Below are 12,412 nucleotides of genomic sequence, written 5' to 3' on the forward strand. Positions count from 1 at the left end.
GGTATGTTCGTGAATACAGTTATAGCGTTTATCATTATTTTCGGAACGCTCGTTTTCTTCCATGAACTGGGCCATTTATTGCTAGCCCAAAGAGCGGGAATTCTCTGCCGTGAATTTGCGATCGGCTTCGGTCCAAAGATTTTTTCTTTCAAAAAAAATGAAACAGTTTATACGATCAGGCTGCTTCCGGTCGGCGGATTTGTTCGTATGGCCGGCGAAGATCCGGAAATGATTGAGGTGAAACCCGGATACACGGTCGGGCTTCTGTTTAATAAAGAAGATCAAGTTGAGAAAGTCATCATCAATCAAAAGGAAAAATATCCGGATGCTTTAGTCATTGAAGTGGAAACAGCGGATCTAGAGCATGACATGAAGATCACTGGTTATGAACAGGGGAAAGAGGACGAACTTTCCAGCTTTACTGTCAGCGAAACATCCTTTTTTATTGTAGACGGAGAAGAAGTGCAGATTGCGCCGTATAATCGCCAATTTGGTTCCAAACCTGTATGGCAGCGGATTAAAGCAATTGCTGCAGGGCCGATTATGAACTTTATTTTAGCTTACGTCATTTTAGTGATGCTTGGGCTGATTCAAGGCGTACCGTCAAATGAACCTATGCTCGGGCAGCTGACAGACAATGGACGGGCGGCTGAAGCAGGGCTAAAAGAAGGGGATTATATCCAAAGCATTAACGGAGAGAAAATGAGGTCTTGGACTGACATTGTCTCCGCTGTAAAAGAAAACCCGGAGAAAGAAATGGACGTTGCAGTAAAAAGAGATAACAAAACGCTTCATATTTCGGTGACTCCGGAAGCTGTTAAAGATGAGAACAAAAAAACAATCGGACGTTTCGGTTCCTATGCGCCGACTGAAAAAGGCGTACTCTCAGCGGTTGCTTACGGCGCGACATCAACAGTTGATGTCACCAAAGCCATTTTAACCAATCTGAGCAAATTAGTAACAGGCCAATTTAAACTCGATATGCTGTCAGGTCCTGTCGGCATATATGACATGACAGACCAAGTGGCGAAAACAGGGATCGTGAACTTATTTCAGTTTGCGGCGTTTTTAAGCATTAACCTTGGGATTGTCAACCTGCTTCCGATTCCGGCACTTGACGGAGGAAGACTGTTGTTTCTATTTATTGAAGCGATTCGGGGCAAACCGATTAACAGGGAAAAAGAAGCATTTGTTGTGTTTATCGGAGTAGCTTTCTTAATGCTTCTTATGCTGGTTGTCACATGGAACGATATCCAGCGGCTGTTTTTGTAAACGAAAAGTAAATCAATCAGAGGTGCGAAGAAATGAGACAAAGCTTGACGCTTATTCCTACGCTCCGTGAAGTTCCAGCTGATGCCGAAGCAAAAAGTCATCAGCTTCTTCTGAGAGCAGGATTTATCAGACAGAATACGAGCGGGGTATACAGCTATATGCCTCTTGCGTATAAGGTGATTCAAAACATTCAGCAGATTGTTCGAGAGGAAATGGAGAAAATTGATGCCGTAGAAATGCTCATGCCCGCATTGCAGCAGGCAGAGACATGGCAGGAATCAGGCAGATGGTATACGTATGGTCCCGAACTGATGAGACTAAAAGACCGTCATGGCCGTGAATTTGCTTTAGGGGCAACGCATGAAGAGGTTATCACTTCGCTTGTTCGCGATGAGGTTAAATCTTATAAGCGTCTCCCTCTGACTCTTTATCAAATTCAGTCTAAGTTCAGAGATGAAAAACGTCCTCGCTTCGGTTTGTTAAGAGGCCGCGAATTTATTATGAAGGATGCGTACTCTTTCCATGCATCTGCAGAGAGCCTGGATGAAACGTATCAAAAAATGTACGAGGCCTATTCTAATATTTTTGCCCGCTGCGGCATTAATGTAAGACCTGTTATCGCTGATTCAGGCGCAATGGGAGGAAAGGATACGCACGAATTTATGGCACTTTCTGCGATCGGAGAGGATACGATTGCATATTCTGATGAATCACAGTACGCGGCTAATATCGAGATGGCTGAAGTTCTTCACCAGGAAGTTCCTTCAGATGAAGAGCCTAAAGCTCTAGAGAAGGTTCATACGCCTAACGTGAAAACAATCGAAGAACTGACTGCGTTCTTACAGGTTTCGGCTGAAGCGTGCATTAAGTCAGTATTGTTTAAAGCTGATGACCGTTTTGTCTTAGTGCTTGTAAGAGGGGATCATGAAGTTAACGATATTAAAGTGAAAAACTTGCTTCATGCAGAAGTTGTAGAGCTTGCTACACATGAAGAGGTCATTCAGCAGCTCGGAACAGAGCCAGGCTTTGTAGGACCTGTCGGTATTCATCAGGATGTGGAAGTATATGCCGATCAAGCTGTGAAAGCAATGGTTAATGCTGTTGCCGGGGCAAATGAAGGAGATCATCATTATAAAAATGTCAATGTGAATCGTGACGCGCAAATTAAAGAATTTGCTGATCTTCGTTTTATTAAAGAAGGTGATCCTTCACCAGACGGCAAGGGAACGATCCGTTTTGCTGAGGGAATCGAAGTCGGACAAGTCTTTAAGCTCGGAACACGCTATTCAGAAGCGATGAATGCGACATATTTAGATGAAAACGGACGCGCGCAGCCAATGCTGATGGGCTGTTACGGAATCGGTGTGTCAAGAACGCTTTCTGCTATTGCTGAACAGCATCACGACGAAAAAGGCTTAATATGGCCAAAAAGCGTTGCGCCGTACGATCTTCATATTCTTGCTTTGAACATGAAAAACGATGGGCAAAGAGAGCTTGCTGAAAAGCTGTATGCCGATTTAAAAGCGGAAGGCTATGAAGTGCTCTATGATGACCGTGCTGAGCGTGCCGGCGTAAAATTCGCTGATTCAGATTTAATCGGCCTTCCAATCCGCATCACTGTCGGAAAACGAGCTGACGAAGGAATCGTCGAAGTGAAAATTCGTCAAACTGGTGAGTCAACTGAGATTTCAGTAGACGAATTATCTGCGTTTATCAGCAAGCAGTAATCACCATAACGATTTATCAAAAAACATGTTAAAATAGAAATAATAGAAGGTACCTCATTGCCTGAGGTACCTTCACTTATGATGTTTTTAGGGAGGGATACTGTCTTAATGGAACAGTTATCAGTAAACAGAAGGCAGTTTCAAATTCTTCTGCAGCAGATTAATATGACAGATGATACCTTCATGACATACTTTGAACATGGCGAGATTAAAAAGCTGACAATTCACAAAGCTTCTAAGTCTTGGCATTTTCATTTTCAATTTAAATCTTTGCTGCCTTTTCAAATATATGACACATTAACAACGAGGCTGACGCAATCGTTTGCCCACATAGCAAAAGTGACATCTTCAATTGAAGTTCAGGATGCCGAGGTCAGTGAAAGTATCGTTCAAGACTACTGGTCACGCTGCATTGAAGAACTGCAGGGCATTTCGCCGCCGATTATCAGTCTTTTAAACCAGCAAAAACCGAAGCTGAAGGGCAATAAACTGATTGTCAAAACCAAAACGGATACAGAAGCGGCTGCGCTAAAAAACAAATACAGTTCCATGATTCAAGCAGGCTACCGTCAATTTGGCTTTCCGGATCTTCAGCTTGATGCTGAAATATTTGTATCCGAGCAGGAAGTTCAAAAGTTTCGGGAGCAAAAGCTTGCGGAAGACCAAGAGCGGGCGATGCAGGCCTTGATTGAAATGGAGAAGAAAGATAAAGAAAGTGATGAAGACCAAGCACCATCTGGTCCTCTTGTTATCGGTTATCAAATTAAAGATAACGAGGAAATCCGGACACTTGACAGCATCATGGACGAAGAACGGAGAATTACGGTCCAAGGTTATGTGTTTGATGTGGAGACGCGCGAGCTGAAGAGCGGGCGCACGCTGTGTATCTTCAAAATTACAGACTATACAAATAGTATTTTGATCAAAATGTTTGCACGTGAAAAAGAAGATGCGGCACTGATGAAGTCTCTGAAAAAAGGAATGTGGGTAAAAGCACGCGGAAGCATTCAAAATGATACATTTGTCAGAGACCTTGTCATGATCGCAAATGACGTAAACGAAATAAAAGCAAAAACCCGTGAAGATTCAGCACCTGAAGGAGAAAAAAGAGTGGAATTGCATCTTCATTCCCCAATGAGCCAAATGGATGCTGTTACGGGTATCGGAAAGCTTGTCGAACAAGCGAAAAAATGGGGGCATGAGGCCATCGCTTTGACCGACCATGCTGTCGTTCAATCCTTCCCTGATGCGTATTCTGCGGCCAAAAAGCATGGAATTAAAATGATTTACGGGATGGAAGCGAATCTCGTGGATGATGGCGTGCCAATTGCTTATAATGCCGCACATCGTCTGCTCGAAGAAGAAACATATGTTGTTTTTGACGTTGAGACGACAGGATTGTCTGCTGTATACGATACCATTATTGAGCTGGCTGCAGTAAAAGTAAAAGGCGGAGAAATTATTGATAAATTTGAGGCGTTTGCGAACCCGCATCGTCCGCTTTCCGCCACAATCATAGAGCTGACAGGGATCACTGATGATATGCTACAAGACGCTCCGGATGTCGTAGATGTAATAAGAGATTTCAGAGAATGGATTGGCGATGATATCCTTGTCGCTCATAATGCAAGCTTTGATATGGGATTCTTAAATGTAGCCTATAAAAAGCTTCTTGAAGTCGATAAAGCTAAAAACCCAGTCATTGATACGCTTGAACTTGGACGTTTTCTCTATCCGGAATTTAAGAACCACCGGTTGAACACACTTTGTAAAAAGTTTGATATCGAACTCACACAGCATCACCGTGCGATCTATGATACTGAGGCAACCGCTTATTTGCTTCTGAAAATGCTGAAAGACGCAGCTGAAAAAGGCATTCAGTACCATGATGAGTTGAATGAAAATATGGGTCAGTCCAATGCTTATCAAAGATCAAGACCGTATCATGCAACATTACTTGCCGTGAACAGCACGGGACTTAAAAATTTATTTAAGCTTGTGTCACTTTCTCATATTCATTATTTTTACAGAGTGCCGCGTATTCCGAGATCTCAGCTTGAGAAATACAGGGAAGGGCTGCTGATCGGTTCTGCCTGTGACAGGGGAGAGGTTTTTGAGGGAATGATGCAAAAATCGCCTGAAGAGGTGGAAGATATCGCGTCATTCTATGATTACCTTGAGGTTCAGCCGCCTGAAGTGTATCGTCACTTGCTGGAGCTTGAACTGGTCCGTGATGAAAAAGCGCTGAAAGAAATTATTGCGAATATCACGAAGCTGGGGGAAAAGCTTAATAAACCGGTTGTTGCTACGGGAAATGTTCATTACTTGAATGATGAGGATAAAATCTACAGAAAGATTTTAATATCCTCACAAGGCGGGGCAAATCCGCTGAATAGGCATGAACTGCCGAAAGTGCATTTTAGAACGACAGACGAAATGCTTGAAGCTTTTTCTTTCTTAGGTGAAGAAAAAGCGAAGGAGATCGTAGTCACCAATACCCAAAAGGTTGCTTCTTTAGTTGATGACATCAAGCCGATTAAAGATGATTTATATACGCCGAAAATCGAAGGCGCTGATGAAGAGATCAGAGAAATGAGCTATCAGCGTGCAAGAAGCATTTACGGGGAAGAGCTGCCTGAAATTGTCGAAGCGCGGATTGAAAAAGAGTTAAAGAGTATTATTGGCCACGGATTTGCTGTTATTTACTTGATCTCTCACAAACTTGTAAAACGTTCACTAGATGATGGGTATCTCGTTGGTTCCCGTGGTTCCGTAGGATCTTCATTAGTTGCGACACTTACTGAGATTACTGAGGTAAACCCGCTGCCGCCGCACTATGTTTGTCCTGAGTGTCAGTATTCTGAGTTCTTTAATGACGGTTCTGTCGGTTCTGGTTTTGACCTGCCTGACAAGACATGTCCTCATTGCGGAACGCCTTTGAAAAAAGACGGCCATGATATTCCATTTGAAACGTTCTTAGGATTTAAAGGGGACAAAGTACCTGATATCGATTTGAACTTCTCAGGGGAATATCAGCCGCAAGCACATAATTACACAAAAGTATTGTTCGGAGAAGACAATGTATATCGTGCGGGAACAATAGGCACGGTGGCAGAAAAAACAGCCTACGGTTATGTAAAAGGCTATGCCGGAGACAACAATCTTCATATGCGCGGTGCCGAAATAGATCGGCTCGTGCAGGGATGCACGGGTGTAAAACGTACAACTGGACAGCACCCTGGCGGTATTATCGTAGTTCCGGATTATATGGATATTTATGATTTTTCACCGATCCAGTTTCCGGCAGATGCCACAGGTTCAGAGTGGAAAACGACTCATTTTGATTTCCACTCCATCCATGACAACCTGTTAAAACTTGATATTCTCGGACACGATGACCCGACTGTTATTCGGATGCTTCAAGACTTAAGCGGAATAGATCCGAAAACAATTCCGACGGATGATCCTGAAGTGATGAAGATCTTCCAGGGAACCGAATCACTCGGTGTGACTGAAGAACAGATTGGCTGTAAAACGGGCACTCTTGGAATTCCTGAATTCGGAACCCGATTTGTCCGGCAGATGCTTGAAGATACAAAGCCGACCACTTTTTCTGAGCTCGTTCAGATTTCAGGCTTGTCTCACGGAACTGATGTATGGCTTGGCAATGCACAGGAGCTCATCCACAATAATATTTGTGAGCTGAGTGAGGTTATCGGCTGCCGTGATGACATTATGGTTTATTTAATCTATCAAGGCCTTGAGCCGTCCCTTGCCTTTAAAATCATGGAATTCGTGCGTAAAGGAAAAGGATTAACGCCTGAATGGGAAGAAGAAATGAAAAATAACAATGTCCCAGACTGGTATATTGATTCCTGTAAAAAGATTAAATACATGTTCCCGAAAGCCCACGCCGCGGCATATGTCTTAATGGCAGTCCGCATTGCTTACTTTAAAGTGCATCATGCTCTTTTGTATTATGCGGCTTATTTTACCGTTCGTGCAGATGACTTTGATATTGATACAATGATCAAGGGCTCTACAGCAATCAGAGCGGTAATGGAGGATATAAACGCTAAAGGACTTGATGCTTCACCGAAGGAAAAGAACCTTCTGACTGTTTTAGAATTAGCGCTTGAGATGTGTGAGAGAGGCTATTCATTCCAAAAAGTCGATTTATATCGCTCCAGCGCCACAGAGTTTATTATTGACGGCAACAGTCTTATTCCGCCGTTTAACTCTATTCCAGGGTTAGGGACGAACGCTGCTTTGAACATTGTAAAAGCTCGCGAAGAAGGCGAATTCCTCTCAAAAGAAGATTTGCAAAAGAGAGGGAAAGTATCAAAAACGATTTTAGAGTACTTAGATCGCCATGGCTGTCTGGAGTCACTGCCTGATCAAAACCAATTGTCACTGTTCTAATATGGAAAGCAGAATTTCTCAGAAATTCTGCTTCTATGCATACATAAGCGCAAAAAGTGCCATCGTAATATTAGAGTTTCTGTCACTTGCTTAGGTATGAAGGTAAGCGTATATCCATTTGCAATAAAAATATGGTTATGGTATAGTTTTATTGGAAATGCTAACGATTACCGAGGCAAAGAGTGGGGAAACCCGCTCTTTTGTATTGAACAGGAGAATTTTGTCTCGACATGTTCATCGTTTACTTTTTAGCCCCTGCTCTTTTGAAGCAGGGTTTTTATGCAGAGTGACGAGACGAATATGAGATCGACAGCACAAGGAGGAAGAACATGAGCAAAAAAGTGACTGACACCGTTCAAGAAATGGCTCAGCCAATCGTAGACAGCCTTCAGCTGGAACTCGTTGACATTGAATTTGTCAAAGAGGGCCAAAGCTGGTTCCTTCGCGTGTTTATTGATTCCGATGACGGTGTGGATATTGAGGAATGTGCCAAAGTAAGCGAAGCTTTAAGCGAAAAGCTTGATGAAGCAGACCCAATCAGCCAAAATTACTTTCTTGAAGTCTCATCTCCAGGAGCTGAGCGTCCGCTAAAGAAAAAAGCCGATTTCGAAAAATCACTAGGAAAAAACGTATACATTAAGACGTATGAGCCTATTGACGGCGTAAAAGTGTTTGAAGGTGAACTGGCTGAATTTGATGGACAAACAGTGACAGTTGAGATCACGATCAAAACAAGAAAGAAACGGATCAATATTCCGTATGAAAAGATAGCTAATGCAAGATTAGCTGTTACATTCTAATGAATACAAATGTTTTAAGGGGGGAGACCGTTAAATGAGCAGTGAATTATTAGATGCTCTCACGATTCTTGAAAAAGAAAAAGGCATCAGTAAAGAAATTATCATCGAAGCAATCGAAGCTGCGTTAATTTCTGCTTATAAGCGGAATTTTAATCAAGCGCAAAATGTACGGGTGGATCTAAACCGTGAAACTGGCTCCATCCGTGTATTTGCAAGAAAAGATGTCGTTGACGAAGTATACGACCAGAGATTAGAAATCTCAATTGAAGAGGCACAGGGCATCCATCCGGAATATATGGTCGGCGATGTCGTCGAAATCGAAGTTACACCTAAGGATTTCGGGCGCATAGCTGCTCAAACAGCGAAGCAGGTCGTCACACAGCGTGTGCGCGAAGCTGAGCGCGGTGTGATTTATTCTGAATTTATCGACCGTGAAGAAGACATCATGACAGGGATCGTCCAGCGTCTGGACAATAAATTTATCTACGTGTCTTTAGGCAAAATAGAAGCCTTGCTGCCGGTTAATGAGCAAATGCCGAATGAAAGCTACAAGCCCCATGACCGCATTAAGGTATATATCACAAAAGTAGAAAAAACAACGAAGGGTCCGCAGATTTATGTGTCAAGAACACATCCAGGCCTGTTAAAGCGTTTGTTTGAAATTGAAGTGCCTGAAATTTATGATGGAACTGTCGAGCTAAAATCTGTTGCCAGAGAAGCCGGCGACCGTTCGAAAATTTCTGTTCGCACAGATGATCCTGACGTTGATCCTGTCGGTTCATGCGTAGGGCCTAAAGGCCAGCGTGTGCAAGCAATCGTCAATGAATTAAAAGGTGAAAAAATTGACATTGTCAACTGGTCCAGTGATCCTGTAGAATTTGTCGCGAATGCGCTCAGCCCTTCCAAAGTGCTTGATGTCATTGTTAATGAAGAAGAAAAAGCGACAACTGTTATTGTTCCTGATTACCAGCTGTCTCTGGCAATTGGAAAAAGAGGACAAAACGCACGCTTAGCTGCTAAACTGACAGGCTGGAAGATTGATATTAAGAGCGAAACGGACGCAAGAGAACTTGGAATCTATCCGAGAGAACTTGAAGAAGATGATGAGCCGCTCTTTACGGAGCCTGAAACTGCTGAATCGGATGAATAAGAGGTGACTTTAGGTGAATAAACACAAAAAGATCCCATTACGCAAATGTGTAGTGACTGGTGAAATGAAGCCTAAAAAGGAACTGATCCGAGTTGTACGGTCGAAAGAAGGCGAAATCTCAGTAGACCCGACCGGAAAAAAGAATGGGCGGGGTGCTTATTTAACGCTGGATAAAGAGTGCATCTTAGCAGCAAAAAAGAAAAACACTTTGCAAAATCAATTTCAATCACAAATCGATGACCAGATTTTCGATGAATTGCTGGAACTGGCGGAAAAGGTGAAAAAATAAAATGTCTGGAATGGAATGGTTTCCCTTGCTGGGTCTGGCCAATCGAGCTCGTAAGGTCGTGTCAGGCGAAGACTTGGTAATAAAAGAAATCAGGAATGCGCGTGCAAAGCTTGTCCTGCTTACAGAGGATGCATCATCTAACACAGCAAAAAAAGTAACTGACAAGTGCAATTATTATAAAGTCCCTTATAAAAAAGTCGAGAGTCGCGCGGTTCTTGGACGCTCTATCGGTAAAGAAGCCCGTGTCGTTGTCGCCGTCACTGACCAAGGTTTTGCGAATAAGCTGATCAGCTTGCTCGATTAATATTTTTGGGGGTGAACGAATGGCTAAAATGAGAGTATACGAATATGCAAAAGCGTTAAATGTTTCAAGTAAGGAAATTTTGACCGCACTGAAGAACATGGATTTAGAAGTGAATAATCACATGGCCATGCTTGAAGAAAAGGCCATTAAAAAGCTAGATGCCAAATATAAAAAAGGCGGCGCAGCTGCTAAATCTCAAAAGCCAGCAGAAACGAACAAAAACAAACAGCCACAAGGGGTTAATCAGCAATCAGCTGGAAATCAACCAAATAAAATTCGAGACGGAAAGAAGAATGACGTGCAGAATAATCAATTTAACAAAAACAAGAAGAATAACAACAACAAAAAAAATAAACGCAACAACAACAATAATAAAAACCAACATCACCAAAAGCCTGTAAAGCCGAAAAAAGAGCTTCCTGAGAAAATTACATTCTCTGGCACTTTAACAGTTGGCGCACTTGCTGAAGAGCTTGGCAAAGAGCCTTCAGAAATCATTAAAAAGCTGATGCTTCTTGGCGTAATGGCAACCATTAACCAAGAGCTTGATAAAGACACAATCGAACTCATTGCATCAGAATATGGTGTTGAAACAGAAGAGGTCATTGTGCTTGAAGAAACAGAGCTGGAAAAATACGAAGAGCCTGATAATGAAGAGGATCTTGAAATTCGTCCTCCTGTCGTGACAATCATGGGCCACGTTGACCATGGGAAAACAACGCTTCTTGACAGCATCCGTAAAACAAAGGTTGTTGAAGGGGAAGCAGGCGGAATCACTCAGCATATCGGCGCTTATCAAATTGAAGAGAACGGCAAGAAAATCACGTTCTTGGATACACCGGGCCACGCCGCATTTACAACAATGCGTGCACGCGGTGCAGAAGTAACTGATATTACGATTCTTGTCGTAGCTGCCGATGACGGTGTCATGCCGCAAACAGTTGAAGCGATTAACCATGCAAAAGCAGCAGAGGTTCCAATCATCGTTGCTGTGAATAAAATAGATAAAGAATCTGCAAACCCTGACCGTGTAATGCAAGAACTGACGGAATACGGACTTGTCCCTGAAGCTTGGGGCGGAGAAACCATTTTTGTGCCGCTTTCCGCTTTAACTGGAAAAGGCATTGATGAGCTCGTTGAAATGATTTTGCTTGTCAGTGAGGTAGAGGAACTGAAAGCGAATCCGAACCGTCAGGCAAAAGGAACGGTTATTGAAGCTGAACTCGATAAAGGCAGAGGGTCAGTTGCGACGTTGCTCGTACAGACTGGAACACTGCATGTCGGTGATCCGATCGTAGTCGGCAATACATTTGGCCGTGTCCGTGCAATGGTCAACGACATTGGCCGCCGTGTGAAAACTGCCGGCCCGTCAACTCCGGTTGAAATTACCGGTTTGAATGATGTCCCTCAAGCGGGAGACCAATTCCTTGTCTTTAAGGATGAAAAAACAGCTCGTTCTGTCGGTGAAGCCCGTGCTTCGAAACAGCTTGAAGAGCAGCGCAGCGATAAAGCGAAGCTCAGTCTTGATGATTTATTCGAGCAAATTAAGCAAGGTGATGTAAAAGACATCAACCTCATCGTAAAAGCTGACGTTCAAGGATCTGCTGAAGCTTTAACGGCTGCGCTTCAAAAAATTGAAGTAGAAGGCGTTAAAGTGAAAATCATCCATACAGGCGTTGGTGCGATTACTGAATCTGACATTATCTTGGCATCTGCTTCCAATGCAATTGTTATCGGGTTTAATGTGAGACCGGACGGAAATGCTAAGAGTACGGCTGAAGCTGAAAATGTAGATATTCGACTTCACCGTATCATTTACAAAGTAATCGACGAGATTGAAGCTGCCATGAAAGGTATGCTTGATCCTGAATATGAAGAAAAAGTAATTGGTCAAGTAGAAGTACGCCAAACATTCAAAGTATCTAAAATCGGTACAATTGCCGGCGGATATGTTACTGAAGGAACCATTACGCGCGACAGCGGCCTCCGTTTAATTCGTGATGGCGTCGTCATCTTTGAAGGCGAAGTAGATGTTCTGAAACGCTTTAAAGACGATGTGAAAGAAGTTTCACAAGGCTATGAATGTGGTATTACAATTAAGAAATACAATGACATTCGTGAAGGTGACATCCTAGAAGCGTTTGTCATGCAAGAAATTGAAAGAACGTGATCGGATTTGCGGAGTGTGAATGCATCATTTATGATGCAGGATCGCTAAAAGAAAAGCGTGCCGTTCTGAAGCGGATTTTAACCAGGGTTCAAAACAAGTTCAATGTTTCGATTTCGGAGATTGGCTATCAGGACACCTGGCAAAGAACCAGCTTCGGAATCGCCGCTGTTTCTTCCTCTCGCGTTCAAACAGAAAAAGAACTGCAGCGCGTCCTAGCGTTTATCGATTCTTTTCCTGAAATTGAACGGACGATCACTAGGACAGAGTGGTTTTAACTT

Annotated in this window: 9 protein-coding genes; all 9 read left to right on the forward strand. The window is 43.0% G+C overall.

The window, feature by feature from the left end; all coding sequences use genetic code 11:
• Positions 1-3: 3 nt before the first annotated feature.
• The 9 genes from rseP (at position 4) to MKY50_RS09080 (ending at position 12,409) form a co-directional block, all read left to right on the forward strand.
• Entirely contained in the window at positions 4-1,272 is a 1,269-nt protein-coding gene (gene rseP, locus MKY50_RS09040) for an RIP metalloprotease RseP (protein WP_010886508.1), read from the forward strand.
• Between the two features lie 32 nt (positions 1,273-1,304).
• Entirely contained in the window at positions 1,305-2,999 is a 1,695-nt protein-coding gene (gene proS, locus MKY50_RS09045; RefSeq protein ID WP_003231918.1) for a proline--tRNA ligase, read from the forward strand.
• Positions 3,000-3,107: 108 nt separating this feature from the next.
• Positions 3,108-7,421, forward strand: a complete 4,314-nt coding sequence (locus MKY50_RS09050) for a PolC-type DNA polymerase III (protein WP_069703521.1) — start codon at positions 3,108-3,110, stop codon at positions 7,419-7,421.
• Positions 7,422-7,750: 329 nt separating this feature from the next.
• A complete protein-coding gene (gene rimP, locus MKY50_RS09055; RefSeq protein WP_003231915.1) occupies positions 7,751-8,221 on the forward strand; it encodes a ribosome maturation factor RimP in 471 nt (156 codons plus the stop codon).
• A gap of 34 nt (positions 8,222-8,255) precedes the next feature.
• Positions 8,256-9,371 carry a transcription termination factor NusA gene (nusA, locus tag MKY50_RS09060; RefSeq protein ID WP_003231912.1) on the forward strand — a complete coding sequence of 372 codons (1,116 nt, stop codon included), beginning with the start codon at positions 8,256-8,258 and terminating at the stop codon, positions 9,369-9,371.
• Between the two features lie 13 nt (positions 9,372-9,384).
• Positions 9,385-9,660, forward strand: a complete 276-nt coding sequence (gene rulR, locus MKY50_RS09065; RefSeq protein WP_009967250.1) for a glucose-induced regulator RulR — start codon at positions 9,385-9,387, stop codon at positions 9,658-9,660.
• 1 nt (position 9,661) lies between these two features.
• The gene (locus MKY50_RS09070; RefSeq protein ID WP_003220946.1) at positions 9,662-9,964 is read left to right on the forward strand and encodes a YlxQ family RNA-binding protein; all 303 of its coding nucleotides are present in this window, start codon (positions 9,662-9,664) and stop codon (positions 9,962-9,964) included.
• Positions 9,965-9,983: 19 nt separating this feature from the next.
• Positions 9,984-12,134: a translation initiation factor IF-2 gene (gene infB / locus MKY50_RS09075; RefSeq protein WP_341116504.1), complete on the forward strand. Its 2,151-nt coding sequence runs from the start codon at positions 9,984-9,986 to the stop codon at positions 12,132-12,134.
• Complete coding sequence (locus MKY50_RS09080; RefSeq protein ID WP_003220950.1) at positions 12,131-12,409, forward strand: DUF503 domain-containing protein; 279 nt, start codon at positions 12,131-12,133, stop codon at positions 12,407-12,409. Before infB ends, MKY50_RS09080 begins: the two co-directional genes overlap by 4 nt.
• The last annotated feature ends 3 nt before the right edge of the window (positions 12,410-12,412 follow it).

This window comes from Bacillus sp. FSL R7-0685, from assembly GCF_038002425.1.
GTDB lineage: Bacteria > Bacillota > Bacilli > Bacillales > Bacillaceae > Bacillus > Bacillus subtilis.